Source organism: Thermanaerosceptrum fracticalcis (genome assembly GCF_000746025.2).
Lineage (GTDB): Bacteria > Bacillota > Peptococcia > DRI-13 > DRI-13 > Thermanaerosceptrum > Thermanaerosceptrum fracticalcis.
This window is the reverse complement of record NZ_CP045798.1, coordinates 1008885-1033196: the sequence shown is the minus strand read 5'-3', so window position 1 is coordinate 1033196 and position 24312 is coordinate 1008885. Positions and strand designations below refer to the sequence as shown.

Below are 24312 nucleotides of genomic sequence, written 5' to 3'. Positions count from 1 at the left end.
GAGGAGGTTTTATGGTCCAATTTAACTGGGTTTTTTTAGACCTGGAAACTACAGGCCTGCAGCCTGAAAGGGATAAAATCATTGAAATTGCCGCCCTCAGTATGGATGAAAATGGTGAAAAACAAATATTTCACCACTTGCTTAATCCGGAGGTGCCTTTACCACCGCATATTACAAGACTGACCGGCATAACCGGGGAGATGATAAGGACCGCGCCGACCATGGCTGACATCAAAAAGGACCTGTTAGAGTTCCTGGGGCAGAAAGTAATTGTGGCCCATAATGCAGCCTTTGATCTCGGCTTTTTGGAAAAAGCCTTAGGATTTCCTCTTCCGAATTTATACATCGATACCGTGGAATTAGCCAAACTGCTTTTACCCCATACACCATCGTACAGCTTAAGAAATCTGGTAAGAACTTATCAGTTGAATCAGGAACCTGCTCACCGGGCCCTGCCGGATACCAGGGCTCTGGAAAAATTATTTTACGCCTTAACAGATACCCTAAAAAAACTTCCGATTTATGCACTCCAGGAGATATGTTCTTTCCTGCAGGATAACCCCCAGGGCTTGTCCTGGTATTTGCAGGAAATCCTCAAAGACCAGATAAGGCATTATGATTTTACACAACAGTTGGAAACAGCCTGTGTAGAAGAAAATGAAAAGAGTAGTACGGCAAAAAATAAACGTGCCTTCCAGTGGAGTGTGAAGGCCCTGGAAGAAATGTTTCTACCGGGAGGATATATTGCCGGGCAGCTACTCAATTATCAAACTCGAACACCACAAATCCAAATGTTAAAGGCCGTAGCCAAAGTATTAGAACAAGAGCGCCACCTACTGGTTGAAGCCGGGACGGGAGTTGGTAAATCCCTGGCCTATCTCGTACCTGCTTTAGCCTGGGCTGTTTCCCAGGGAGAAAAGATCGTAGTGGCCACCCACACCATCGCCTTACAGGAACAACTGGCCCGTGGTGAAATAAAATTTTTAGAAAAAGTCCTGCCTTTTCATTTTAGTGCCGCAGTTCTAAAAGGGAGAAACAACTACCTGTGCCTTCATAAATGGCGAGAATTCAAGGAAGCTGTACATGGTTTAAGCTGGCCGGAAAAACTTCTGATGTCCAGGATTAGTCTTTGGCTTAGGGAAAACGGTACAGGCGACAGGGATTCTATAAACTTAAGAGGCTGGGAAAAGGAGTTTTTTCAGCAAGTTTCTTCAGTCAAAGATATTTGTTTGGGAAGTAACTGTCCCTTTATCGGGGAGTGTTTTTACCAGCGGGCTAAGCAAAAGGCCCTGGAAGCAGATTTGATAATTGTGAACCATTCCCTGCTCTTATCTGATTTAAAATTAGGTGAGGCCCTCTTACCTAAATATCAGTATTTAGTGGTGGATGAGGCCCACCATTTAGAAGAGGAAGCTACAAAACAATTCACTGAAACTTTTTCTCTTTATGCATTACAGAAAAGAATAGGTGCCCTGTTGAAAAAGGACAATTACCGCAAATTTGGTTTGTTTTCATTTATCCAGTCCCTGTTAACCAAGGAAGTGCAGGACTTAGGTCACATCCAGAACCGCCTGGCAGATGCGCAACATCTGGCTGAAAATATAAATATGCAAATTCATGATATTCTTTGTGTGCTGGAGGAGAATCCTTCCCTTGAACTAAGCCGTGTGCAGGAAGGGGTTAAACACGCTGCCTGGTGGGAAACGCTGAATATTCTTTTTGCTAACCTGCGCTCAAACATTGTAGGGCTCTTAAGGGAACTGCAAAGTCTTTATGATTACATTGCTGCAGAATTAGATTATGCCACCTGGGAAATTCCTTTACGCCACTTGAAGGCTCATATCAACGAAAGTGTCGTGGAGGCTCAGGTAATCGAAAATTTCTTTGCTGCCGGAGGAGAAGAAAAAGTTTACTGGTTTGAAAGGGATAATGCCCTTAAAGATCTCCGTCTCCACATTACCCCTATCAAAGTTGCCCAGCAACTTTATGATCATTTGTTTATTTCAAAGACCGGCACAGTCCTTACTTCTGCCACCTTAACCGTTGATGGAAGTTTTGCCTTTCTCATTGAACAGCTGGGCTTACCCGAAGAATTGGTGGATACCCTGCAGATACCTTCGCCATTTTATTATGATGAGCAGTCCCTGCTCCTGGTGGACAGCAGCTTACCCGATCCGGGCAAAACCAGTGAAGAACTGTATTCCTTAGCCATTCAGGAAGCTTTGCTAAAAATTTTACTGGTCACGGGCGGCAGAACCCTTGTTTTGTTTACTTCCTATAAGCAGCTGCGCCTAATGTTCGATGTCCTTCATGACCCTCTGCAACAGGCAGGATTAGAATTATTCGCCGACGGCATCAATGGCAGCAGGTCATTGCTCGTGGAGGAGCTTAAAGTAAACCCCCAGGCGGTGGTTTTTGGAGCCAATGCTTTTTGGGAAGGAATTGACCTGCCCGGCGCCGCTTTAACGTCCGTAATTATGGTTAAACTGCCCTTTGCCCCGCCCAATCTTCCCCTGGTAGAAGCCAGGGTTGAGGCTTTGACCCACGAAGGCAAAGATGGTTTCTATGGTTACAGTTTGCCCCAGGCCGTATTAAGATTTAGACAGGGTTATGGCAGGCTCATCAGAACTGTGGAGGACTGGGGTGTGATTGTTGTTCTGGATAACAGGATTGTCAAAAAACGTTACGGAAAAAAATTTATTAACTCCCTGCCGCAACAGAAATACTATGCAGGAGATACCGGCTTTGTCGTTGAACAGGTTCGTAAATGGTTCAAGACTTCCGGGGGATAAATTTCAACTTTTACTTTAACGGTCCTGTAAAAGATGGTAAAATGAAGGCAAATTATAGAGAAGAAAGGAACAGAGCATTGGATAAAAGAAAATGGATCATCGTACCGGACGCTATGCCTATGCTTGCTCTTGGCATCGCGTTAACTTTAATCATATATTTCTGGCTGGGGTTTCCGTGGGCATTTATACCTTTTCTTTTCGTGATATTTACGTTGTACTTTTTCCGTAATCCTGAACGGTGTGTGGAGTGTAAGGCCGAAGATGTCGTATCCCCTGCCGACGGTGTGATTTTGGCGGTGGAGGAAGTTAGGGAAGATAGATTCTTAAATGGTCCGGCGGTGAAAGTAAGTATTTTTTTAAATATCTTTAACGTGCATGTCAATAGAAGTCCTATTGCCGGCAAAGTGGCCTATGTTTTTTACCAGGCCGGAAAATTTCTTCCCGCTTTTAAAGGCCACGCTTCTCATTTGAACGAAAGAAATTATGTTGGCATTGTTAGTGAGAATAATCCCCGCAATAGAGTTTTGGTTGTGCAAATTACAGGTTTTATCGCCCGCAGAATTGTTTGCTGGGTAAAAGAGGGGGAGGTATTACAACAAGGTGAAAGGTTTGGTCTTATAAAATTTGGCTCCTGTACCGAAGTATATTTACCAAAAGGGAGTCATATATTTGTGCAAAAGGGACAAAAGGTTAGAGGAGGAGAGACTATTATCGGGAGGTTCTATAATGAGTAAAAGGTTAATACCTAACATAGTTACCCTGGCCAATCTGTTTTTTGGGATTACATCCTTATGGTTAACTATGGAAAGTCAGTATAAAGAAGCGGCAGTGGCCATTTTATTTGCTATGGTCCTGGATGGGATGGATGGCCGCTTAGCCCGGCGTCTTCACGTTACTTCTGACTTTGGCAAAGAGTTAGATTCCTTGTCAGACTTAGTTTCTTTTGGGGTGGCACCTGCCCTGTTAACATATGGTAGTATATTAAATACCATAGGTTACTGGGGGTTATTAATTGCCATTATCTTTGCTCTCTGTGGTGCCATAAGACTTGCCAGGTTTAATGTTTTAAACATTAAGACACATTTTGTGGGTGTGCTTATTACGATTTGCGGGCCGCTTATGGCAATTTTCGTGCTCCTCTCTAATAGATTGCCCCTCGAGTTTTATGTCATCATGTCCATCGTGTTGTCTTATCTTATGGTTAGCAATATTAAAGTACCGAAGTATTAGAGGTGGTGGTTTGCCACCTCTTTTTATTTGGCATTAGTCGCCCTTGTCACACATATATATTATTGGGGACATCATTGGGGACAAGGGGTGATATTATGCTCTTTTTTTGCTTGCTGTCATTGTTAATGGGTATATTTTTTAATGAGGAAGTACTCCTTTACCGGTTAAGCAAGAATCTTTCCTATCCCCACGAGGGGTGGCTCTTAGTCAAGCATAATAAAGGGGTATTTTTCTTTTTCTTCGTCATTTTTGCCGCCATTTTTAAATCCTGGTTATGGTGTTCTGTCTTGATCACATCCTGTGGGGCCTGGTGGCTAATTCCCGCTGGGATATTTATTATGGCTAATTTTCTGGTGGTTTCCCTGGTAAAAGGGCTTTATTATTCTGCCTGGCTCTCTTTTCTTGGGATGACTATAGCCCACAATGCCCTGTGTTTTCAAGGGTCTTTCACCATGGCTATTGTCTGTTTTTTATTTACGCGCAATTTTACCTGGAGCGTGCATATCTGGCGTGTTAGTTTGGGGCTGGTGACTTTATTTCATGTGCCCTGGCCTCAAGGCTTTTATTGGAGTACCCTTATCATTCTTTGCTACTTATTTTCGAAAAAACGGTCACCTTTTATCTTAAACTTAATAAGATAAATAGAGAATCTGGTGTGATGGAGGGTGACAGTTCATGAAAGACATTAAAGCTTTATATTTTATTCCGCTGCCTAACTTTTTAAAAAACATCTTAAAAAAGGTCATTAAATAAACAGGGGTGACTGGAGATCACCCCTGTTTATTTATTACTGGGGACATTCCTGTCCCCATAGATAACCCAAGCTCCGGCAGGTGTGTCCAATACCGATGGGGACATTCCTGTCCCCATAGGTAACCCAAGCTCCGGCAGGTGTGTCCAATACCGATGGGGACATTCCTGTCCCCATAGATAACCCAAGCTCCGGCAGGTGTGTCCAATACCGATGGGGACATTCCTGTCCCCATAGGTAACCCAAGCTCCGGCAGGTGTGTCCAATACCGATGGGGACATTCCTGTCCCCATAGGTAACCCAAGCTCCGGCAGGTGTGTCCAATACCGATGGGGACATTCCTGTCCCCATAGGTAACCCAAGCTCCGGCAGGTGTGTCCAATACCGATGGGGACATTCCTGTCCCCATAGGTAACCCAAGCTCCGGCAGGTGTGTCCCCTTTCCTTAATTAATAGTATTCACCAAAAGATTGTTTCCCGCATATAAAAAGCTACTACGAGCATTTTAAGGAGGTAGCGGATATGTTAAAGAACCACAGTCTATTAACCATGAGGGTTGCCCTTATTTTAATTGGTGTGGGTGGGTTTTTAGGTCTTTTAACCTTCATCCTGCCTTAGCCTAGCGGGAAGCAAGGCCGATACCAATGATTCCCCCTAAGGCACCCGCTGCAAAAGAAAAGGCAAACTTCTTCCCTAAGACATAAAGAGAAAAACCAGCCGGGTTCCAGACAAGTCCAATGATTATGAGCAGTACGAAATAGGTGAAGCTTATGGCCAGGCCATGGATTAAACCCTTAGAACCTGCTGCCCGGGCACCAATAGTGGCCCCCAGAAACATGCTGACAAAGAAGATAAAAGTGGAAAAACTGGATAAAAGGTTTTCAGACAGCGATGTAAATTGAAGAATTAGGCTAACAATTAAACCTAATAAAATTGTTATGATAAGAGACCACATGATACCTTTGATAACTGAACGGAACTGTAAACCCTCGCCAGTATGATAATTTTCTCTCAATTGCCTCACCCCCAGCGATCTTTTTAACATATCCTTATGCTGGATACCTGTAAATATGAATTAATTAACAATGAGGTACAAAATAAAACAAATATGGAAGGAAATGTAAGTTGAGCGTAGAAAATAATAATTAAAATTTATTTTTGTGGGGGGTTAGGTTAGTGTTGAGTTTAAAGGAAAAATTTGCTGTATTCCGTTTAAGGAATATGTCCTTTTTTTACCGACTGTTAGGTAGGTACCAGGTGGCCATAGATTATTTGCAAAAAATAACGCAAACTGCACATGCTTCAGACAGGGACTGGTGGCACTTGGGTCTTTTATTATCCCAGCTAGAGAGGTGGGAGGAAGCCGCCCAGTCCTTCCAAAAGGCAGTACAAATTAGCCGGCGTAAGGCCCAATATCTATACTGGCTCGGTACTGCCCAGGAAAATTTAGGTAATACAGCAGAGGCCGAAGTCCTGTATGACGAGGCAGTCCTTGGCAATTATGGTACTGCCCTGGCCGCTAAAGGACATATCTTAATGAAAAAAGAAATTTATGAAGAAGCCCTGGAGTTGTTCCGGGAATATTTGAAAACCAGCCCCAAAGATACTGAAGTGTTAAATGCAGCGGGTTTATGTTTTTTTTATCTGGGTGATACAGACAAAGCAGGACATTATTTGGGACAAGCCCTGGCCTTAAAGCCACGTGACCAGACCATTTCACATAATTTAGGCCTGACTTATATTAGGCAGCAGAAGTATCCAGAGGCTTTACAAATATATGAAAATATGGACCAGCATCATGACAAAGAGATCTGTAAAAGCATGGCCTTTTGCTACGGATGTGTAGAAAAATGGGAAGAAAGCCTGCAGTATTACCGGAAAGCCCTGGAAGTTGATCCTGATGACCCGGAAACAAAACTTAACATGGCCAGTATTTATGCTAAAAATGGAGAATCCACCAGAGCATTGGAAATACTTAAGGATTTGCTGCTGTCTAACCCCCAGGATACGGATATTTTAAATAACCTGGCCTGGACCTACGAAAACCTCCAGCTCCTGGAGGAAGCCGAGCACAATTATTGGCGAAGTCTTGCTTTATCACCCGGCAATCCTTATGTTATCTACAATTTAGCTTGCTGCCTCAAAAAACAGGAAAAGTATCTGGAAGCCATTGATATCTTGGAACATCTGGGCAAGATGAAGGGCTGGCAAAAAATTGCCTGGACAACTATAGCGCAAATTTATGAAGGCCTAGAGGCCAAATCCCTGGCCGTGGATTATTATAATAAAGCGTTAGGTTTAGAATAATCTTTGATTGTGATAGAATAAGATGGAAGATCTTTAGAAAGAGGTTAGTAAATGGACGAGGCAAAAATCCAAAAAGCGGTCAGGATGATTCTCGAGGCTATTGGCGAGGATCCGGAAAGGGAAGGTTTGCGGGGAACCCCTTTACGGGTAGCGAAGATGTGTGAGGAGATATTCTCGGGAATGAAAGAAGACCCCGGTATGCATTTGGAAGTATGCTTTACGGAAGAACATGAAGAAATGGTCCTGATCAAAGATATCCCCCTTTACTCTTTTTGTGAACATCATCTCTTACCATTCTTCGGTAAAGCCCATGTAGCCTATATACCGCGCAAAGGTAAAATAACGGGCCTGTCGAAGTTGGCCCGTGTTGTGGAGGGATATGCCCGGAGACCCCAGCTTCAGGAACGCTTAACCACACAAATAGCTGACTCCATCATGAAGGTTCTAAACCCGCTGGGCGTTATCGTGGTTATTGAAGCGGAACACATGTGTATGACTGTGCGTGGGGTCAAGAAGCCTGGCAGTAAAACCATCACTTCGGCGGTAAGAGGATTATTCCGCAGCAATAATGCCACCAGGGCCGAGGCTCTTTCACTTATCAGGGGGAAATAAATTTGAAAACTTCAAGGAGGATAGCGTGAAAACATTCTCGACAAGCGTCGAAGACCCCTGAGCTTAAAAAAGGGTATAGCAAACAAGCCCTAACGGAAGCAGAGCGCAGAAAGATTAAGCAGGCAGCGTGATATGTTCGGGGTTTACGATACCATGGGCAACCAAGAGTTTAGCAGCTTGCCTCAAAGCTTTCTCCTTTTGCTTATTGCGAAGCTCCACCGGCATATCAACATGGTAGAGGTCACAAGGATTGAAGACTTCACCTGATTGGAGCATATGATAAGTGGCTGTAAGTATCATTCTGGCAATGGCGATTATGGCTCGTTTCTTCCCTCGGCGCTTGGATATCCGCTCATATTTGATACGGTAGTAAGCGGAAGAATTCGATTTTACAGCGGCATGGGCTGCTTGCACGAGCGTGGGCTTGAGATAAACCCCGGCCCTCGTAATGCGAACGGACTTCTTTTTGCCTGCGGATTGATTGTTGCCGGGCGTTAGTCCCCCCCAGCAGCATAAGCGTTTCGAGGATGAGAACTGAGACATATCCGTACCAATTTCGGAGAGGATCGTAATGGCTATGTTACGGTCAACTCCGGGAATGGTACACAGTAGGGCAATGGCGCTTTCCAAGGGTGCAGCCAACCGGGCGATGGTTTGGTCGAGGTCGGCAATGAGCTGCTCCACGAAATCCAAGTGTTTGCGGACGAAACGGATGCGTGTCTTCTGTTCCGCAGACATTTGAAAACCCTCAATAGATTCGATGACCTCGTCGGCTTTCTTCTTCAAGGAGCGTTGCAGCAAGGAAACGCAATGTTTTGGATCGAAAGAATCCGAGTTTACAAGGTAGTCCGTGATGGAAGAGGCAGATTTGCCAAACATGTCGGAAACGACAGCATCAAGGGCGACATTGCAAACGGTGAAAGCGTTCTGAAAGCGGTTCTTTTCGCTGGATTTACAGGAAACGAGCTTGAAGCGGTATCGCGTATACTCCCGCAAAATGCGGATGTTCTTGGACGGGATAAAGCTACCGGGAACCAGACCGAGGCGAAAAAGATCGCCGATCCACTTGGAATCCTTGACATCATCCTTGTTGCCCTTAACAGCAGCAACCCACTTGGGGTTGGCGACGGTAACCCGGATGCTGTCCTCCAGCAAATTGTATATGGGAACATAATACTTCCCGGTGCTCTCCATGCAAACGTCAAAGCAGTTGTTGTCAATCAGCCACTGCTTAAACGCCAGAATGGATTTGTTAAAGGTAGAAAAACGCTTTTTTTTGTAACTCGGAACGATACCCTGCGTTGTGATGAGCGTAGCGACGAGAAATGTCTTGTGTACATCGACGCCACAACAGATGGGATAAACGATTCTCAGAATTCTCCCTCCTTGCAATGAAATTGTGAGGGAGAAGACAGTGACTGGATCGCCGCACATTTAACGCTGAGTTAAAACAATGATTAGCGTGCGGCCTCATGGCACCACTTATTTGTGCTTGTAAGGCGATCCTTACACTGGTTTTTATACTGATTTAAGCCAAGAGGCAGTCTGCAACTCGCCTCACCGTGCTTTGTAGTGTGCCTTCTCCTCAGACAGATTGTACTGTAATCAGGGTGGGTGTGCACCTGTTTTCATTACTATTTGTGTCGCCCGCACCGGCGGCGCGAGATGGAGGTTTTTATGGAAATAACTGAAGAAAAGTTAGAACTTGTGGCCACCAAAAGTTTTGCAGAATACGAAGAAATGTATAAAGTTATCGATTTTCTTAATAAAAATCTAAAAGAAAAAAGAGTTATGCTAGGTCTTAAAAAGGATAAAGAAAAGAAAAGGCTGTACATTAATATTTACGAGTTCTAACCTAAGTGGACTCATCCGGCAAAACAGGAGGAAGATATGCAGATTTTAGTGACCAATGACGATGGTATTATGGCGCCGGGCCTTTTAGAACTGGCCAAAACAATGACAAAACTGGGAGAAGTCATTGTAGTAGCACCGGCGGAAGAAAAGAGTGCCACCGGACATGGCATTACTATTCACCAGCCCCTGCGAATCAAAGAATTTCACTTACCCGGTATAGGGCAAGCTTGGGCCGTAACCGGCACACCGGCAGATTGTGTAAAACTTGGTCTTAAAGAACTGGTCTCTAAGGAATGCAGCCTGGTCATTTCCGGAATTAATAATGGCCCTAACCTAGGGACCGATGTTTTGTATTCAGGGACAGTCTCTGCAGCCATTGAAGGTGTACTTTTAGGTATACCTTCGATAGCTGTTTCCCTGGCTTCATATGAAGCAGATGATTACAAACTTTCCGCAGAGGTAGCTTTATTTGTGGCAGAACAACTGTATGCCAACAAGGAGACTTTGCCGCCGGATACCCTTCTGAACATTAATGTACCCCCGGTGCCCAGAGAGCGGCTCAAAGGTTACAAAGTTACCAAACTGGGGATTCGTGAATATGAAAATGTCTTTGATAAACGTACTGACCCCAGGGGGCGGCCCTATTACTGGCTGGCTGGCGACATCATTCCTTCGCGGGAAGAAGACCCGGAAATTGATTTGGTGGCTGTGGAATACAATTTTGTCTCAGTAACACCCATCCATTTTGATTTGACCAATTATCGAATTATCAATAAAGTAAAAGAGTGGGGAATTGAAGCGGTAAAACCCTAAAAGCCTGATTAGACAGGCTTTTTTATTATATTTTGTTTCACCTGTTCTATAATCAGACGGATATATTTATCACCGGTCAAGAACATCACCAGGTAAAAAATACCGGTAAAAAGGAATGACAGAGTTAATAAGACCATGAGATTCTGCTCAATCATGGGTGCAAAGGTGAATAATAAAAAGATTAGAATCATGCTGCTCAAAAAAAGCCTCACGTACAGAGTGTGATTAAGCGTAAATTTGGTTTTGTTTTTAACAACACATAGATTAATAAAACAGGTAATAACGTAGCTTAAGATATAACTGAGGGCAATTGCCGTTTCTGCCATGTCCGGTTGGGCACCGAAATAATAAATTCCGGAGATACGGATGAGCCCCCCTAATAAAGTGGTGAGAAAAATAATTTTTACGTAACCCAATCCTTGTAACATACCTGACATGGTTTGTGACAAATATAAGAAGATACAGCCGCAAGACATAATTTTCAGCAATACGCCGGCCTGTGTTACATTAAATAACAAAGCGGAGAGGGCAGGACCCCAAAAAAATAAAACCAGTATACTGGGGACCCCTGCCAGCAGGGTGATCCCGATAGCGTCTGCTGTACGCTGGCTCAAAAAGTTTGCCTGTTTTCGGCTTTGGGCTTCAGCAATGGCTGGTACTAAGGTGGTGGCCAGGGAGAAGGTTAAAATAGAAGGGATGGAGATGAGGGTAAACACAATTCCTGTTAATTCACCGTAAAATGAGGTGGCCCGGGAAAGAGAAAAGCCTGATTTCATTAACTGCTGTGGAATCAAACTGGCCTCTACGGCCATACAAAGCGTTATTACCAGCCTGGTGATGGTAACTGGTATCCCGAAAGAAAATAATTTGTGCAAGACTTTCAAGGAAGGCCAGACAATGAGCCGACTAACGTCCACATTTCGCCTGTACCTGTGCCAAATGTAGACTAAGCCTGCGATTTCACTGAGAAAAATGCCGCCGGCCAAACCAACCGCCGCCCAGGTTAAACCATAGGGAACTAATATAATTACCAGGGACAACCCCGTTATAAACCGAACTACCTGTTCCACAAGCTGCGTCAAGGCCGTTGGTCTCATATCCTGGGTACCCTGGAAATAGCCCCGGAAACCTGAAGATACTGCCACCAGAAGGAGAGAGGAGATAAGTACCAGAAAGCAGGGGATGACCCGGGGATCGGCGTATAATTTACTAATGATAAAAGGTGAGAAAAGGATTAAAAGAAATGACCCGCCGGTAGATAAGAGGATGAGGAGGGTCAGAGCCATTCCTAATATTTTTTGGGATTCTTTCTCGTTATTTGTTTCAGCAACGCTCTTGGATACGGCCAGGGGGATTCCTGCGTTGGTGATGACCATGGCTGTAATATAAAGAGGGAAAACCATGTTAAAAACTCCCACCCCCTCGGTGCCGATGATTCTGACAATAATGATTTGATAAATGAACCCTATTATTTTCACCAGGCCGTTGGCCATAACCAGGATAAAAGCTCCCTTCAGAAAAGAATGTTTAGCCATAATAATCCTCCAACGTTTTACACTTAAAAATAACTATGTCATTACGGAGAAAAATATCATCACTATTTCCGGGAGAGCCATGTAAAAGCATAAAAAAAGACTGCCACATGCAGCATTCTCAGTTTTAATCATAAATTTTTCAATGGAGCGGGGAAGAGATGCCCCTGCACCTTATAGATAACCCATAGTAACCTGTTGAGAAAAATACAAAAAATATATTAAAAGAAAAAAAGGGGAAATAATATAAGCAAACAGAGCCATAACCTTCCATTTGGTAAAATTGCCGGAAATTTGGTGTAATTTTATGATTAACAAAAAGAAGGATTTTTTAAACTTGTGATTAATATTATTAGTTAAATAAACCACGTTTGTCCTTATTGCCTACAGACGAACGTAATAAAAAATTCTTCCAAAGGAGGGGCTCATATTGCGAACCTATGACAGTAAGAAACTCAGAAATGTGGGCATATTAGCTCATGGAGGTGCGGGTAAAACCTCTTTAACCGAGGCCATACTGTTTAATGCCGGTCACACCACTCGTTTAGGTAAAGTTGATGACGGAAATACGGTTACGGATTATCTTCCCGAGGAAATCAAACGTAAAGTTACTGTTAGTACAACCCTTGCTCCTGTAGAATGGAAGGACACAAAGATCAATATTCTGGATACACCGGGTTATGCTGATTTTATAGGTGAAGTCAAAAGTGCAATGAGGGCTATTGATAGTATTATCATGGTGGTGTGTGGTGCTTCCGGCGTGGAAGTCCAAACCGAAGTACACTGGGATGCCGCTGAAGAGGCTAAAATACCTCGTCTGGCCTTTATCAATAAACTGGACCGGGAAAATTCCAACTTTTACCGGGTGTTAGACGATATGCAGCAGCGTTTCGGTAACCATGTGGTGCCTATTATGCTGCCTATCGGTGCGGAAGACAGTTTTGCCGGCGTTGTCGATATTCTTAAACAAAAAGCCTACAAATTTGACGGAAATAAAGTAAAAGAAGAGCCCATTCCCGATAACCTGAAAACCGAGGTGGAGAAATACAGAGAGGCTTTAATGGAAGCCGCGGCTGAAGGCGATGACGAGCTTCTCATGAAATATTTGGAGGGAGAGCCCCTTACCGATGAAGAGATTTACACTGGTTTGAAGGCCGGTGTTATGAATGCTAAAGTAGTTCCCGTCTTTTGTGGTTCTGCCTTGAAAAATATCGGTATTCAACCTCTCATGGACGCTGTTTTGGAACTGCTGCCCTCTCCTGTGGATCATGCAGAGGGAAAAGACTTAACCAAAGAACCTCTGGCTGCTATTGTTTTTAAGACCCTGGCCGACCCCTTTGTTGGTAAACTCAGTTTTGTGAAAGTTGTCAGCGGTATCTTGAAAGGTGATAGTACGGTTTACAATGTCAATAAGGAAAAAGAGGAACGCTTTGGTTCATTAATGGTCATGCGGGGTAAAAACCAGGATACAGTGACGGAAGCATATCCCGGGGATATTGTAGCTATTGCCAAGCTGGCTGTCACTGTAACCGGTGATACACTGGGTATAAAAGACAAAACTCCAATTCTCCCGGGTGTTAACTTCCCTGCTCCCACCTACTCTGTAGCTGTAGAAGCAAAATCCCGTAATGATGAAGATAAAGTAGGTAATGCACTCTACAGGTTATTAGAGGAAGATCCCACCTTAAGACTGGAGAAGAATACGGAAACGAAACAAACAATTCTCACCGGTATGGGTGAGCAGCACCTGGATATTATCATGGAAAGACTGCAACGAAAATTCGGGGTAGAAGTAAATCTTTCTACGCCGCGTGTACCTTATCGTGAAACCATCCGCGGCACTGCTGAATATGAATACAAACACAAGAAGCAGTCGGGCGGACATGGACAGTACGGACACGTTAAGCTCCGTTTTGAACCCCTTCCTGATAAAGAATTTGAGTTTGCCGAAACCATTTTTGGCGGTGCTGTGCCTAAGAACTACCATCCAGCTGTAGAAAAAGGCGTGCGGGAAGCTATGGTAGAAGGAATCCTGGCCGGATATCCCGTGACCAATATCAAGGTAACTCTCTATGACGGTTCTTATCATGAAGTTGACTCTTCTGAAATGTCCTTCAAGATTGCCGCCAATATGGCTTTTAAAAAGGGTGTAGAGAAGGCGAGACCTGTTTTAATGGAACCTATTATGAACGTGGAAGTCTATGTACCTGAACAGTTCATGGGAGATATTATCAGTGATTTGAACGGTAAGAGAGGACGCATCATGGGTATGGAACCAAAAGGAAAATGGCAGGTAGTAAAAGCCCAGGTTCCCCTTTCCGAAATGTATCGTTACGCTATTGATTTAAAATCCATTACCCAGGGGCGTGGTCATTTCAAGATGGAGTTCTCCCATTATGAAGATGTACCGCAGCAAATTGCCAAAGAAATTATTGAAGAGGCCATGAGAAACCAGGAGAAAACCAGTTAAGTCAGGCAGGCACCAAAAAAAGGGAGTGCAACACTCCCTTTTTCTTTTGGATATCTTAACACGAGGGAGACAATGATTTGCCTAAAATACTATGATATAATTATTTCCGAGCTTCACATCCCCACGGCTGGGTATAAAAAAAACACCCTGTACAGGTGTTGTATTTAAAGTTTTGGCAGGGGCAGTAGGACTTGAACCCACAACCAACGGATTTGGAGTCCGCTACTCTACCAATTGAGCTATACCCCTGCGCGTGTTACGTTTAATATTATAGGTGAAACAGGCTATGATGTCAATAAAACATTATTAACAATTGATGGCATAATGAAATGAACCAAAATCAAGCTGAGTAAATGGTAGACAAGTATATGGTTTAAGCATTATAGGAGGCAGATGGATGATTTTACTTAGTTTAGCTCTCATGTTCACTGGTTTCTATCTCCTGAAAATACTGATAGTGCCCCCAGTACTCTATAAGGTATCGCCTGTACTTATCTGGTTTATCTTTAGTATTGTACTAGTCATATCTTTTAGTCTTAGTATTAGACTATGGAAATGGTATGACCGTATTCTCAATATTTTTTCTAAAAAATTGCGGGTGGTTGATATTTTGACCTGGGCTATTACCCTTTGGGTATGTATCGATTTATTCAGGGATGAGTACCTTCGGCTGGGACAGGTTTTATTAAAAATTGGCACGGAGAATGTTAGCCTCGCTTATTTACCGCTCTATGCAAATCTTTATACCTGGGGAGGTTTAACATCTTTAGGATTTATGATTATTGGTCTCTTACGCATTTTTATCAATGATAATATTTTACAGGATTAAGGGGGGAAAGCAATGAGCAATAAATTCTGGTGGTCGTATTTCCTGGAAACTTTGGGGGCCGGAATGGTTATTTACGGGTCTGCATCAGCCTGGGGTAAAAAGGGCTTAAACATAATCAACGGCGTAGAAGACTGGTTTGGTGCCGTCACCTTATTTTTAGGTCTTGTTACTTTATATAATCTTTACCTGGCCAAAGAAAGAGAAAGGCATTCTCTTTTAGCAATCGGTATAATCGTACCTCTTACTGCCGCCTTAAGTTTTTTTACTATGCCCGTCCGTTATCATATTGGTGGATTCAATTTGGCTACCAGTATTCAACTGGCTTTTCCTGGTGTTTATATTGCTTTTGTGGGTGGCATCATCATACTGGTGGCAGGATTAGGTTTATATCTTAAAAAAGGTCAGTCTAAATAAATTTTGTACGGGGGAATGTTAATTAGTTGAGGTGCCAGGCACCTCAACTAATTAACATAAATTTAACATAAAATAAGAGGAGCGTTGCTCCTCTTGCTTTTTTAAGGGGAAGATACTATAGCATCCGGTTATAGTCTACAGGCAAAGCCTTGATATCGGCACGGCTCAGATAATATTCCAGCTTTTGCAGGATAAGGTTTCTTTCCTGGTTAAGTACCCCGGCCAGGCTAAAATAATTAGAAACATGATTAGCGCGGTAAATGCATTTATCCAGGTTAACATGCTGCATTAATAAGTATAATTCCCTTAAGGTTTCCCAGGGAGTCAAGAAGATAAACCTGCCTTCTTTGATTTTCCGTAAAAGGGGAGCCCCTTCTTCCAACAGCAAGGTTAAAGAAGCAAGGTAATGGGGATTAATTTCTGAAGCTACCCGTGCCGTTTCCAGGGCATGTTCTTCCCACAGTTCTTTACCCCCCAGTCCCGAAATAATGGTGGCTGATAATTGAAGTCCGCTTTTTTTAACCTTCTGGCCTGCCTCAATCATTTCCAGTGGAGAAACGCCTTTATTGACGAGTTTTAAAATTTTTTCACTGCCGCTTTCAATCCCTAAGTAGACAAGGCCTAACCCTTCTTGATAAAGGGTTTCCAGTTCGGCAGAGGTTTTGCTAAGAATGTCTTTCGGTCCCCCGTAGATACTAACCCGCTCTAGCGAAGGGAAGTTTTCATATAATAGCTTAAGGGTCTTGACAAGGGTTTCCGTAGGCAGAGCCAGGGCATTGCCATCGGCCAAAAAGATTCTTTTGGTACGGGGGTATTCTTGAGATGCGGTGTTAATCAGTTCACTGATTTCCGGCCAGTCTTTCTGCCGGAATCTTTTTTGTTTGTACATTGTACAAAAAGTACAAGCGTTATGGGAACAGCCAATAGTGACCTGTAAAATTAAACTGTAGGCTTCACTGGGCGGCCGGTACAGCGGGTAATCATAATTCAAGAAAAGCTACCTCCCGTTCTATCTCCGTAAAAGAGTTATTTCATGGTTCCCCATAAAACCAGGAAGACACCAATGATTAAAGCCATGAGTTTAGGAAGTGATATTTGGGAAGCCATATTGGCAATTCCCAGGAGACTGATACTTAAAAAGATTATAGGGTTTACAAGACCGACGAAAGCATTGATTCTTAAGGCATCAGGAATGGTGTTGAATTTTAGCATTAAAAGAGCGGCACCGGTAGAAATGACGGCAATAAGGATACGTAAAGCAAACATCAATTTTATTGTAATATCTTCACCCATGTGAACTCCACCTTTTGCATAAAATTTTATTGATTTACTAATTTATTAATAATTATATCTTATTACGTAAAGAAAATCGAAAATTTTTAATAACTTAGTTGGAATCATTTACATAAAGGCAAAATAGCAAGTGGTGTCGAATAACACAGAATCATTATATTTGCGTGAAGAGGAGATGTAAAGTGTTGATTCGTCTAATTTACGAGGATGAAGAGGTTACGAAAATAAAAGAAAGTATACAAAATTTAAATGTAAAACAGCTCCGTTTTCTAGAAGAAATTATCCGCAGGGAAAAAATGAACCGAAAAAAGGATGTTTTTAACCAGTGGGTAAAAGTGTTAAACGAGTACGTAACAGATAAGAAGGAAGAATAACCTGCATATTACGTGAAACAACTCCTGGTCATTGACTAAGTACGGAAAGTAAAGATATAATGGTAGAAAAAACCAGGAGTGATGGCCTTGTTAAATTTAATTTTTCATGGACATGCTTGTTTTAGGTTAGTGAACAGTACATATGATGTGATCATTGATCCCTTTATCACCAATAACCCGCTGGCTGATGTAACGATAAAAGATCTTCATCCCACACATATCCTGGTAACACATGGTCACGGTGACCATTTAGGTGATGCCATAGCCCTTTCTAAGGACACGGGTGCTCCCATTATCGCTCCCAATGAACTGGCCCTATACTGCCAGTCCAAAGGCGCTAACATTCATCCCATGCATATCGGGGGTTCTTATCAATTTTCTTTCGGCAGGGTTAAATTAACACCTGCCTGGCACGGTTCGGCCGTGATCGATGAAAAAGGCATTACTTATACCGGTACACCCTGCGGATTTCTTGTGCACATGGACAATAAGTATATTTATCACGCCGGAGATACGGGACTTTTTGGCGATATGAAGCTGATCGCGGAGATGTACCCTCTCGCCTGTGCCCTTTTACCCATTGGCGATAATTATGTCATGGGTCCCGATGATGCCTTACGGGCAGCCACCATGCTCCAGGCCAAACTGACAGTTCCTATGCATTACAATACATTTCCTGTCATAGCCCAGGACCCCGACCAGTTTGTGAAAAAACTCAAGGATTTGCATTTAAAAGGTCAGGTCATGAAACCAGGGGACAAAATAATACTCAACGATTAAAAGATAGCGCTCAGCTATCTCTTTTATTTTAATGGATTTACCAAAGACCAACACAATAAAATCACAAATTCCCAACAACTTTCGCCGGGAAAGCAGGAATAATCTCACTCCTACCGAAGAGAGTAAAACAAGGGAGTGATTACAATGGACCAGATCTACGCCGTGGCCTTACATCAGATTTTTGGGCTGCAGTTTAATAAACATTTCCTTCCATTATATGAGTACTATGGTTCCTGGCAGGAGATGTGGGAAAGGGGACACCAAGCTCCGCCACCGGGAAATATGCCTTTATACATGTGGGAAAAGTTTCTGGAGCGCCGTAAAACACTTAATCCTTTAGCCCTGGTGCAAGAATTAGAGAGGAAGAAAATTAAGGTTGTTACCCGCTTAGAAGAAACATTTCCGGCTACCTTGTTGCAAATTGCCAACACACCGTGTATGCTATATTATCGTGGTGATCTTAACTTTTTACAGAAAAAAGCCCTTGCCGTTGTCGGTGCCAGGAAAGCCAGCCCTTATGGTTTAACTCAAACCAAAACCATCGTTCAAGAATTAGCGCAGCATGATTTGGTGATTGTCAGCGGCCTGGCCCGGGGGATTGATGGTGCGGCTCACGAAGCAGCCCTTGCCGCCGGTGGAAAGACAGTTGCCGTATTAGGGTCAGGAGTGGATATACCGTATCCCCGCGAGAATAAAGACCTTTATCATAAAATTGGCGAGGCCGGTTTATTGCTCAGCGAATTTCCTCCCGGTACCCAGCCCCTGGATATCAATTTCCCGGTACGTAACAGGATCATCAGTGGGTTAAGTTCAGGTGTTTTTATTGTGGAGGGACAGGCTAAAAGTGGGTCTCTGATTACATGCGACTATGCCCTGGAACAGGGTAAAGAAGTATTCGCCCTGCCTGGTCCTGTTACCAGTCCTTTGAGCATGGGCCCCTTACGCCTGATCCAGCAGGGTGCTAAACTTGTCATCTATGCCCAGGATATTTTGGAAGAATTGGGTTATGAATATACATATAATTTATTTAACAGGCATCAGGAAAAAATAATAAACATAACCCGTGAAGAAAAAGAGCTTTTAAATATAATTGCCTGGGAACCGCTCCATATTGACAGTATTTTGGCCAGGTGGGATATACAAAGGGGAAATGTTTACGAAATTTTGTTAAAACTTGAATTACAGGGTTTAATAAGACAGCTTCCAGGAAAGTATTATGTAAAGATATAAAATCAAATGATTGTTTTTATATTGGGGATATTCCTGTCTCCTCAGAATGACCAAAACTTCAGCAGGTGTGTCCCCTGACCTTGTTACTTCAGCAGGTGTGTCCCCTTACCCTTTTATTTGAGGTGATAGATTTGACAAAAGTTTTAGTCGTTGTGGAATCTCCAGCCAAAGCCAAAACGATTGGTAAGTTTTTAGGAAGAAATTATACCGTACGGGCCTCTATGGGTCATGTGAGGGATCTCCCCAAAAGCCAATTCGGGGTAGATGTGGAGAATGATTTTTCCATAAAATACATTACGATTCGCGGCAAAGGGGAGCTTTTGCAAGAATTAAAAAACACTGCTTCCAAAAGTGCTAGGATACTGTTAGCCACTGACCCCGACCGGGAAGGGGAAGCTATCGCCTGGCACCTGCAGCATGTCTTAAAAATACCTGAGGATGCTCAATGCCGTATTGAATTTAATGAAATAACAAAAAAGGCGGTTACCGAAGCTGTTAAAAAACCCCGCCAAATTGACCGCGACCGGGTCGAGGCCCAGCAAGCCCGCCGGGTCTTAGACAGGTTGGTTGGCTATAACCTGAGTCCCTTGCTCTGGCGGAAAATTAAAAAGGGTTTAAGTGCCGGACGGGTCCAGTCTGTCGTTGTACGTCTTATCTGCGACCGCGAAGAGGAAATCAACAGTTTTATTCCTGAAGAGTTTTGGTCTATCACTGCCAGACTAAATAAAGATAAAACGGCCTTCGAAGCCAAACTGGTTAAAATTAACGAGGATAAAGCCGAGCTTAAGAATGAACAAGAAGTTAATGAGATAATTAAAAAAATAGGTAAGAACAACCTGACTGTAGATTCTATCAAGAAACGACAGCAAAGGCGTAATCCCGCGCCTCCTTTTACAACCAGCAGTTTACAGCAGGAGGCTTCTCGCAAATTAAATTTTACAGCCAAAAAGACCATGATGATAGCCCAGCAGTTGTATGAAGGACTGGATTTGGGCAAGGAAATTGGCTCAGTCGGTTTAGTCACCTATATACGGACTGATTCCACCCGGATTAGTGAAGAGGCACAAAAAGAAGCCCAAGAATATATCCTGGAAAAGTACGGGAAAGACTATCTCCCTGAAAAACCCCGGGAATATACGACTAAAGGGAAAATTCAAAATGCCCACGAGGCCATCAGGCCTACCTATGTGCAGAGAACGCCGGAAGAAATTAAAAAATTTCTTTCAAATGAACAATATAAGCTGTATAAACTCATCTGGGACCGGTTTATCGCTTCCCAAATGGCCTCGGCCCTCCTTGATGTAACGACAGTCGATTTGAAGTACGATTATTTTACCTTCCGGGCAACGGGGTCTATTCTCGTCTTCCCCGGTTTTACGAAAGTTTATATCGAAGGCCGGGATGACAGTGAAAAGGACGAAAATAATATTTTACCGCCCCTCGAGGTAGGAGAAGAAATCAAAGTAAATAAAATAGTGCCCAAACAGCATTTTACCCAGCCCCCACCTCGCTATACTGAGGCCACACTCGTTAAAACACTGGAGGAAAAAGGGATAGGAAGACCCAGTACTTATGCGCCTATCCTGGATACCATTGTTACCAGGGGCTATGCGGTAAGGGAACAGAAACAGTTTCATCCTACGGAACTTGGCTGTGTCGTCGTTGATTTATTAAAAAAGTATTTTCCCGAAATCATTGATGAAGAATTTACGGCCCAAATGGAAGAAAAACTTGATTCTATTGAAGAAGGAAATGTAGATTGGAAAAAAATACTCATGGATTTTTATCAACCCTTTCTGCAAGAATTGGAGTTTGCAGATAAAGATATTGGACGTATTGCAGTAGCGGAAGAAGAGACGGAAGAGAAATGTGAAAAATGCGGGCGCAATATGGTAATAAAGTTTGGACGTTATGGTAAATTCCTGGCCTGCCCCGGATTTCCCGAGTGCCAGAACACCAGGCCCCTCTTGGAAGAAACAGGAATAACCTGTCCCCAGTGTCAACAGGGGAAAGTGGTGCTTAGACGCAGTAAAAAAGGGAAAAAGTTTTACGGCTGCAGTAGTTACCCGGAATGCAAGTATGTTTCCTGGGATGAACCTACCGCAGAAAAATGCCCTCGCTGTATGAGTTATATGGTCAAGAAGCAGGGTAAAAAAGCAGGAGAAAGACTGGTCTGTTCTAATGAGAATTGCAAATATGTCCAAACTATAGATAAGTAGTAGGAATGGTGAAAACTAAGGAGGGCTCTTTTTGGATGCTGTAACCGTCATCGGGGCAGGACTTGCCGGTAGTGAGGCGGCCTGGCAAATTGCCCAAAGAGGTATCAAAGTGAAGTTATATGAGATGCGCCCGGATAAAATGACACCGGCTCACCATACTCCCTATTTCGCCGAATTGGTCTGCAGCAATTCACTGCGGGCCAACAATCTGGAAAATGCCGTAGGCCTTTTAAAAGAGGAAATGCGCCGGCTTAACTCCCTCATTATGCTTTGTGCCGATGAAAATGCGGTGGCGGCAGGGGGAGCTTTAGCTGTTGACCGTACGGGATTTTCCCAGGCGGTAACGAAGAGGCTCCAGGAGCATCCTCTTGTGGAAATCATCAGGGAAGAAGTAAAAATGCTGCCCCGGGATGGAGTCACTGTGCTAGCCTCGGGTCCTCTCACCAGCGAGGCTTTGGTCGATGATTTGCGAAAACTTACAGGCACTGATTACCTGTATTTTTATGACGCTGCTGCCCCCATTGTTGATGGTGAGACCATCAATTATGACAAAGTTTTTTGGGGTTCTCGCTATAACAAGGGAACCGCTGATTATCTCAATTGCCCCATGAATCAGGAAGAGTATGAGCGATTCTACCAGGCCCTTATCTCGGCAGAAGTGCATAAATTACATGATTTTGAAAAAGAAATTTATTTTGAGGGTTGTATGCCGGTGGAAGTTATGGCCAGCCGGGGGCCTCAAACCCTTTTGTTTGGCCCCCTCAAACCTGTGGGGTTGGCAGACCCAAGGACCAATACTCGTCCTTATGCCGTTGTCCAGCTCAGGAAAGACAATGCCGCGGGAACCCTTTTCAACCTGGTGGGTTTTCAAACCCATTTAAAATGGGGAGAACAGCAGAGAGTTTTCCGGATGATACCGGGCCTGGAAGAGGCAGAATTTGTACGTTACGGTGTCATGCACCGTAATACATATATCAATGCGCCACAGCTACTGGAAATGACAACGCAGTTGAAAACAAGACATAATCTCTTGATTGCCGGACAGATATCAGGGGTGGAGGGTTACGTGGAATCTGCGGCGTCCGGATTAATCAGCGGTATTAATGCATCACGCCTGGCCCGTCAGCAAGAACCCCTGGTCCCGCCGCGTAATTCGGCCATTGGTTCTTTGTTGTATTACATTACACATGCTTCAACAGGGGACTTTCAACCTATGAATATAACCTTTGGTCTCATCCCGCCCTGGCCGGAAAAAATCAAAGACAAGAAAGCAAAAAATCTCCGGATTGCCAAACGGGCTCTGGAAGAAGTTGAAATGTGGAAAAACAAGGTTACTTGAGGGGGATAGATAGATGCTTTTGGCACCTCTGGTAGATACCTTTTTCTATTACTTACAAGCCGAAAAGAACATGTCCTCTAAAACCATTAAAGCCTATAACAGTGACTGGCAAGATTTTTTTAATTTTCTAGAAGAGGAAATGAAACTAAGTTCTCACACCGCACATGTGGAAGATGTTGATCACGGAGTGGTAAGAAAATACCTGGCCTTTTTAAATCATAGGGGACTAACCAAGACGACTATGGCCAGGAGACTTGCCTCCCTAAAAAGTTTCTTCCGTTACTTGCTGCGGAAGGAAATTATTTTACAAAACCCCCTGGTTCATGTGGCTACGCCTAAAATACCCAAAAAGTTACCCCAATATTTAGAACAAAAGGAAATGGCCAGAGTTTTGGAACAGCCTTCCTCTGCTACGGAAACAGGTATACGTGACAAAGCTATCCTTGAACTGTTGTATGGTGCCGGTATACGAGTCAGTGAACTGGTGATGCTGGACACGGAGCACCTGGATTTAAGATACGGGTTTGTCCGTGTTTTCGGCAAAGGAAGCAAAGAAAGGCTTGTGCCCATAGGAAAGCCCGCCATAGAAGCTCTGGAGCAATATCAAAAGGTGGCCCGACCCCTTTGGGCCAACCCGGATAATCCTGCCCTATTTGTTAATCAAAAGGGCGGGCGTTTGAGTGACAGGTCAGTCCGGACATTTGTCCGAAAATACTGTCATGGAGCACAAACCAAAGAATGTATTTCACCCCACGGTTTCCGGCATAGCTTTGCCACGCATTTACTGGATAACGGAGCAGATTTACGGGTTGTCCAGGAATTATTAGGTCATAGTAAAATTTCCTCAACGCAAGTGTATACCCACGTTTCTCGCAGTAAATTACGAAAAGTATATCATCTGGCCCATCCCAGGGCCTGAGGGAGGGAAAAGCGTGTTTCACGGTACTACTATAGTTGCGGTCAAGAAAGACAAAAAGACGGCTGTGGCCGGCGACGGTCAGGTAACCCTCGGACAAAATACTATTATGAAACATACGGCCAAAAAGGTAAGACGCCTTTACCAGGGTAAGGTAGTGGCCGGTTTCGCCGGTTCGGTAGCCGATGCTTTTATGCTTTTTGAGAAATTTGAGAAAAAGCTGGAGGAATACCGGGGAAACCTGTCACGGGCCGCAGTGGAATTGGCTAAAGAATGGCGTACGGACAGATACATGCGTCATTTGGAAGCTATGCTGATTGTGGCTGACAGTACCAATTTATTAATCATCTCCGGCACAGGGGAAGTCATAGAGCCTGATGACGGCATTGCTGCCATAGGTTCGGGAGGAGCCTATGCCCTGGCTGCGGCTAAGGCTTTAACCAGGCACACCAGTCTCACGGCGGCAGAAATAGCCAGGACGGCCATGGAAATAGCCGCTTCCATTTGCGTTTATACAAATGAAAATATTATTATTGAAGAAGTATGAAGAGGGGATT

The 24312-nt window shown here is 43.7% G+C and carries 24 protein-coding genes and 1 tRNA gene; 18 read left to right on the top strand and 7 right to left on the bottom strand.

What is annotated here, in order from left to right; genetic code table 11:
- Positions 1 to 11 precede the first annotated feature (11 nt).
- The 4 genes from BR63_RS05440 to BR63_RS05425 all read left to right on the top strand — a co-directional run bounded on the left by BR63_RS05440 (position 12) and on the right by BR63_RS05425 (position 4663).
- Positions 12 to 2792 (top strand): helicase C-terminal domain-containing protein, encoded by a 2781-nt coding sequence (locus BR63_RS05440; protein ID WP_034424143.1) that lies wholly within the window; start codon positions 12 to 14, stop codon positions 2790 to 2792.
- Entirely contained in the window at positions 2768 to 3526 is a 759-nt protein-coding gene (locus BR63_RS05435) for a phosphatidylserine decarboxylase family protein (protein ID WP_243270069.1), read from the top strand. Before BR63_RS05440 ends, BR63_RS05435 begins: the two co-directional genes overlap by 25 nt.
- Positions 3519 to 4022, top strand: coding sequence for a CDP-diacylglycerol--serine O-phosphatidyltransferase (gene pssA / locus BR63_RS05430; RefSeq protein WP_034424140.1), 504 nt, complete (start codon positions 3519 to 3521; stop codon positions 4020 to 4022). The genes BR63_RS05435 and pssA overlap by 8 nt, the downstream gene beginning before the upstream one ends.
- 95 nt (positions 4023 to 4117) lie before the next feature.
- Positions 4118 to 4663, top strand: a complete 546-nt coding sequence (locus tag BR63_RS05425) for a hypothetical protein (RefSeq protein WP_034424139.1) — start codon at positions 4118 to 4120, stop codon at positions 4661 to 4663.
- A gap of 146 nt (positions 4664 to 4809) precedes the next feature.
- Here BR63_RS05425 and BR63_RS05420 read toward each other — a convergent pair whose 3' ends face one another.
- Positions 4810 to 5112 carry a hypothetical protein gene (locus BR63_RS05420; RefSeq protein ID WP_187142841.1) on the bottom strand — a complete coding sequence of 101 codons (303 nt, stop codon included), beginning with the start codon at positions 5110 to 5112 and terminating at the stop codon, positions 4810 to 4812.
- A 280-nt stretch (positions 5113 to 5392) separates the two neighbouring features.
- Complete coding sequence (locus BR63_RS05415) at positions 5393 to 5788, bottom strand: TIGR04086 family membrane protein (protein ID WP_034426084.1); 396 nt, start codon at positions 5786 to 5788, stop codon at positions 5393 to 5395.
- 161 nt (positions 5789 to 5949) lie between these two features.
- Here BR63_RS05415 and BR63_RS05410 point away from each other — a divergent pair, with 161 nt between their 5' ends.
- A complete protein-coding gene (locus BR63_RS05410) occupies positions 5950 to 7080 on the top strand; it encodes a tetratricopeptide repeat protein (RefSeq protein ID WP_034426086.1) in 1131 nt (376 codons plus the stop codon).
- A 51-nt stretch (positions 7081 to 7131) separates the two neighbouring features.
- Positions 7132 to 7692, top strand: coding sequence for a GTP cyclohydrolase I FolE (folE, locus tag BR63_RS05405; RefSeq protein WP_034426089.1), 561 nt, complete (start codon positions 7132 to 7134; stop codon positions 7690 to 7692).
- 114 nt (positions 7693 to 7806) lie between these two features.
- Here the strand turns inward: folE and BR63_RS05400 are convergent, their stop codons facing one another.
- Positions 7807 to 9066 (bottom strand): IS110 family RNA-guided transposase, encoded by a 1260-nt coding sequence (locus tag BR63_RS05400; protein ID WP_187142874.1) that lies wholly within the window; start codon positions 9064 to 9066, stop codon positions 7807 to 7809.
- A 303-nt stretch (positions 9067 to 9369) separates the two neighbouring features.
- On the opposite strand from BR63_RS05400, the gene BR63_RS05395 reads away from it, so the two are divergent.
- Complete coding sequence (locus BR63_RS05395; RefSeq protein ID WP_153801983.1) at positions 9370 to 9546, top strand: YpmA family protein; 177 nt, start codon at positions 9370 to 9372, stop codon at positions 9544 to 9546.
- 36 nt (positions 9547 to 9582) lie between these two features.
- Positions 9583 to 10359: a 5'/3'-nucleotidase SurE gene (gene surE / locus BR63_RS05390; RefSeq protein ID WP_034419667.1), complete on the top strand. Its 777-nt coding sequence runs from the start codon at positions 9583 to 9585 to the stop codon at positions 10357 to 10359.
- An 8-nt stretch (positions 10360 to 10367) separates the two neighbouring features.
- Here the strand turns inward: surE and BR63_RS05385 are convergent, their stop codons facing one another.
- Positions 10368 to 11894 (bottom strand): putative polysaccharide biosynthesis protein, encoded by a 1527-nt coding sequence (locus BR63_RS05385; RefSeq protein ID WP_051965356.1) that lies wholly within the window; start codon positions 11892 to 11894, stop codon positions 10368 to 10370.
- A gap of 427 nt (positions 11895 to 12321) precedes the next feature.
- Here BR63_RS05385 and fusA point away from each other — a divergent pair, with 427 nt between their 5' ends.
- A complete protein-coding gene (gene fusA / locus BR63_RS05380) occupies positions 12322 to 14361 on the top strand; it encodes an elongation factor G (RefSeq protein ID WP_034419671.1) in 2040 nt (679 codons plus the stop codon).
- Between the two features lie 173 nt (positions 14362 to 14534).
- Here fusA and BR63_RS05375 read toward each other — a convergent pair.
- Positions 14535 to 14610: transfer RNA gene (locus tag BR63_RS05375), tRNA-Trp, on the bottom strand.
- A 148-nt stretch (positions 14611 to 14758) separates the two neighbouring features.
- Here BR63_RS05375 and BR63_RS05370 point away from each other — a divergent pair.
- A complete protein-coding gene (locus BR63_RS05370; protein ID WP_034419673.1) occupies positions 14759 to 15190 on the top strand; it encodes a hypothetical protein in 432 nt (143 codons plus the stop codon).
- Between the two features lie 12 nt (positions 15191 to 15202).
- The gene (locus BR63_RS05365) at positions 15203 to 15604 is read left to right on the top strand and encodes a hypothetical protein (RefSeq protein WP_034419675.1); all 402 of its coding nucleotides are present in this window, start codon (positions 15203 to 15205) and stop codon (positions 15602 to 15604) included.
- Positions 15605 to 15719: 115 nt separating this feature from the next.
- Here BR63_RS05365 and BR63_RS05360 read toward each other — a convergent pair whose 3' ends face one another.
- Both BR63_RS05360 and BR63_RS05355 read right to left on the bottom strand, forming a co-directional pair.
- On the bottom strand, positions 15720 to 16595 hold the full coding sequence (locus BR63_RS05360; RefSeq protein ID WP_034419677.1) for a radical SAM protein: 876 nt from the start codon (positions 16593 to 16595) through the stop codon (positions 15720 to 15722).
- A gap of 35 nt (positions 16596 to 16630) precedes the next feature.
- Positions 16631 to 16897 carry a DUF2619 domain-containing protein gene (locus BR63_RS05355; RefSeq protein ID WP_034419679.1) on the bottom strand — a complete coding sequence of 89 codons (267 nt, stop codon included), beginning with the start codon at positions 16895 to 16897 and terminating at the stop codon, positions 16631 to 16633.
- A gap of 182 nt (positions 16898 to 17079) precedes the next feature.
- Between BR63_RS05355 and BR63_RS05350 the strand changes: the two genes are divergently transcribed.
- The 7 genes from BR63_RS05350 to hslV all read left to right on the top strand — a co-directional run bounded on the left by BR63_RS05350 (position 17080) and on the right by hslV (position 24302).
- Complete coding sequence (locus BR63_RS05350; RefSeq protein WP_034419681.1) at positions 17080 to 17271, top strand: hypothetical protein; 192 nt, start codon at positions 17080 to 17082, stop codon at positions 17269 to 17271.
- An 81-nt stretch (positions 17272 to 17352) separates the two neighbouring features.
- A complete protein-coding gene (locus BR63_RS05345; protein WP_034419683.1) occupies positions 17353 to 18051 on the top strand; it encodes a metal-dependent hydrolase in 699 nt (232 codons plus the stop codon).
- A gap of 144 nt (positions 18052 to 18195) precedes the next feature.
- Positions 18196 to 19281 carry a DNA-processing protein DprA gene (dprA, locus tag BR63_RS05340; RefSeq protein ID WP_034419685.1) on the top strand — a complete coding sequence of 362 codons (1086 nt, stop codon included), beginning with the start codon at positions 18196 to 18198 and terminating at the stop codon, positions 19279 to 19281.
- A 131-nt stretch (positions 19282 to 19412) separates the two neighbouring features.
- Positions 19413 to 21500 (top strand): type I DNA topoisomerase, encoded by a 2088-nt coding sequence (gene topA, locus BR63_RS05335; RefSeq protein WP_051965387.1) that lies wholly within the window; start codon positions 19413 to 19415, stop codon positions 21498 to 21500.
- A 31-nt stretch (positions 21501 to 21531) separates the two neighbouring features.
- A complete protein-coding gene (trmFO, locus tag BR63_RS05330; protein ID WP_034419687.1) occupies positions 21532 to 22839 on the top strand; it encodes a methylenetetrahydrofolate--tRNA-(uracil(54)-C(5))-methyltransferase (FADH(2)-oxidizing) TrmFO in 1308 nt (435 codons plus the stop codon).
- A 13-nt stretch (positions 22840 to 22852) separates the two neighbouring features.
- On the top strand, positions 22853 to 23758 hold the full coding sequence (gene xerC / locus BR63_RS05325; protein WP_034419689.1) for a tyrosine recombinase XerC: 906 nt from the start codon (positions 22853 to 22855) through the stop codon (positions 23756 to 23758).
- Between the two features lie 13 nt (positions 23759 to 23771).
- Positions 23772 to 24302 carry an ATP-dependent protease subunit HslV gene (gene hslV, locus BR63_RS05320; protein ID WP_034419691.1) on the top strand — a complete coding sequence of 177 codons (531 nt, stop codon included), beginning with the start codon at positions 23772 to 23774 and terminating at the stop codon, positions 24300 to 24302.
- Positions 24303 to 24312: the final 10 nt, after the last annotated feature.

Coding starts and splice junctions, on each gene's coding strand:
- BR63_RS05355 (WP_034419679.1), bottom strand. CDS start 16,897: ATGGGTGAAGATATTACAATAAAATTGATGTTTGCTTTACGTATCCTT.
- pssA (WP_034424140.1), top strand. CDS start 3,519: ATGAGTAAAAGGTTAATACCTAACATAGTTACCCTGGCCAATCTGTTT.
- BR63_RS05440 (WP_034424143.1), top strand. CDS start 12: ATGGTCCAATTTAACTGGGTTTTTTTAGACCTGGAAACTACAGGCCTG.
- xerC (WP_034419689.1), top strand. CDS start 22,853: ATGCTTTTGGCACCTCTGGTAGATACCTTTTTCTATTACTTACAAGCC.
- surE (WP_034419667.1), top strand. CDS start 9,583: ATGCAGATTTTAGTGACCAATGACGATGGTATTATGGCGCCGGGCCTT.
- folE (WP_034426089.1), top strand. CDS start 7,132: ATGGACGAGGCAAAAATCCAAAAAGCGGTCAGGATGATTCTCGAGGCT.
- BR63_RS05420 (WP_187142841.1), bottom strand. CDS start 5,112: ATGTCCCCATCGGTATTGGACACACCTGCCGGAGCTTGGGTTACCTAT.
- dprA (WP_034419685.1), top strand. CDS start 18,196: ATGGACCAGATCTACGCCGTGGCCTTACATCAGATTTTTGGGCTGCAG.
- BR63_RS05435 (WP_243270069.1), top strand. CDS start 2,768: ATGGTTCAAGACTTCCGGGGGATAAATTTCAACTTTTACTTTAACGGT.
- BR63_RS05345 (WP_034419683.1), top strand. CDS start 17,353: ATGGCCTTGTTAAATTTAATTTTTCATGGACATGCTTGTTTTAGGTTA.
- BR63_RS05385 (WP_051965356.1), bottom strand. CDS start 11,894: ATGGCTAAACATTCTTTTCTGAAGGGAGCTTTTATCCTGGTTATGGCC.
- BR63_RS05370 (WP_034419673.1), top strand. CDS start 14,759: ATGATTTTACTTAGTTTAGCTCTCATGTTCACTGGTTTCTATCTCCTG.
- BR63_RS05365 (WP_034419675.1), top strand. CDS start 15,203: ATGAGCAATAAATTCTGGTGGTCGTATTTCCTGGAAACTTTGGGGGCC.
- BR63_RS05425 (WP_034424139.1), top strand. CDS start 4,118: ATGCTCTTTTTTTGCTTGCTGTCATTGTTAATGGGTATATTTTTTAAT.
- BR63_RS05395 (WP_153801983.1), top strand. CDS start 9,370: ATGGAAATAACTGAAGAAAAGTTAGAACTTGTGGCCACCAAAAGTTTT.